The following is a 1,722-nucleotide window of genomic DNA, read 5'->3' on the forward strand; positions in this document are numbered from 1 at the left end:
ATTTTTCTTGTCGCTCATTTTACAAAAAATCACCACTAACTCTTTTCATAACTTATTTACTATCAACTGCTTTGTAAGTTTATGCGTCTGCTCTATAGATTAAGCCTTCGGCAAAATTCTTCGTTTTCATAATGTCTGTAAAAAAATATCGGATAAGAAATCAGACCTGCGAGAAAAAAATATAATGCTTTTGTAGGGCGGGTTTCCCTGCCGGGAAGATCGGGAAAGTGTGCCATGTCACACTTTTATTCCGTTTTCTCTCCTGTACGCATATCAAAAAAACGGGGATAATAACCCATCTTCATCAACACAACTCTCAACTTGATAGCCACTTAAACACGTCATGGTCCTCAGGAGAAGCAGAGCAATATATTTCACTTCTACTCTGGCAAATGGTTTGATACTGTATAGCCATCCAATTCTTGTAATTAATAAATATCGCGCCAAAAATATTATGAATGTAAATCGTGAACAAAGAGTAATTGGTAAAAGTATTGGGTAAGTGCTCTAATAAACGATTTGTTATCTTATCCTATATCCTGTTCTAGATAGCACAATAAGCCTTCCATTGAAAGAATCGGCTTGATAGTTTTTAAAGAGGTTCTCTATAGCATGAAAGATGTCGTCTAATATAGGAGGATGAATCCTTATAAGAATTATACCAAATAGATTTTGTGGGGGATATCTGAGTATGTCACCAACGTGTTTGTCAAATGTGATAATTGTTCTTTTTTCTTTAATTGCTAAATCAACGATCTTATCATCTGGGGCCTTAATTAAACCTGATTCTTGAGCAGTTTTGACATCATGACCTGATTTTCGAATATAGGAGGTTATTTGAGGAAAGATATTTTCATCGATAAGAAATCTCAATGCTGAGTAGCCTCTTCAAATGGAATGTATTCCTGGTCTTTAATAAGAGAAACTGCATAATGCAAACAATTTTTTATATCTTCCTTTGTTATGTTTGGATAATAATCCCTTATAACATCATCTGGTGTTAAACCGGATTCGAGAAGTTCAATGATAATATATACCATGATTCTGGTACCTTTTATACATGGTTGGCCATGACATATGTCTGGGTTAACTTCTATTCTGTTATCCAATGCTATACCTCCTGAAAATGTGAATTCATAGACTTTATTTAGTTTAAGAATATCATAAAGAGAATTACCAAAGATTCTTTAATAATGTATGTGCCACTTTTTGTCAAGAAATATTCGCTTAATATTCGCTTAAACGCTGGATGGGTCAATCGTGTTCATCCTGTCAATACTGCAAAGCCCCGCTGAGCGTGGCAAAGCTGACTAAGCTAAGCTGAGCTTAGTCTGGATTAATATTATAAATTGTAAATAAAAATGGTTTGTTAAACTTTAGATCACTTTACACTTTTTACCCGACGTGCAGTGTGGCGGGCTTGCCCGAAGTGCCTTTTGGCGGGTAGTACACTTTATATGTCCTTTGTCAAATATGAATGTAAATCTTGAACAAAAAATAATTGGTAAAAGAATGGGGAAGGTACCACTGGATTTAAACGGGCGCTGCTTGCCCGACGTGTACTTTGGCGGGCTTGCCCGACAGGTTGTTTGGCGAGTCCCTATTTTTGTCAGTTGATGCTAAAGGCATACTTGAATTCAAAAATGAATTGTTTAAAGAATAAAAATTCGATTAAGAAGATTGGTGTGGGTAAATGGGCGCTGTAATATGGAGAACTTCTAA

The 1,722-nt window shown here is 35.7% G+C and carries 2 protein-coding genes; both read right to left on the reverse strand.

Annotated elements, in window-relative coordinates:
• Positions 1 to 522: 522 nt before the first annotated feature.
• Positions 523 to 873, reverse strand: coding sequence for a DUF5615 family PIN-like protein (locus NUV40_00840; GenBank protein MCR4342434.1), 351 nt, complete (start codon positions 871 to 873; stop codon positions 523 to 525).
• Entirely contained in the window at positions 870 to 1,109 is a 240-nt protein-coding gene (locus tag NUV40_00845) for a DUF433 domain-containing protein (GenBank protein MCR4342435.1), read from the reverse strand. The genes NUV40_00840 and NUV40_00845 overlap by 4 nt, the downstream gene beginning before the upstream one ends.
• Between the last annotated feature and the right edge of the window lie 613 nt (positions 1,110 to 1,722).

The organism is Patescibacteria group bacterium (assembly GCA_024654625.1).
In the GTDB taxonomy this organism is placed as follows: Bacteria; Patescibacteriota; Minisyncoccia.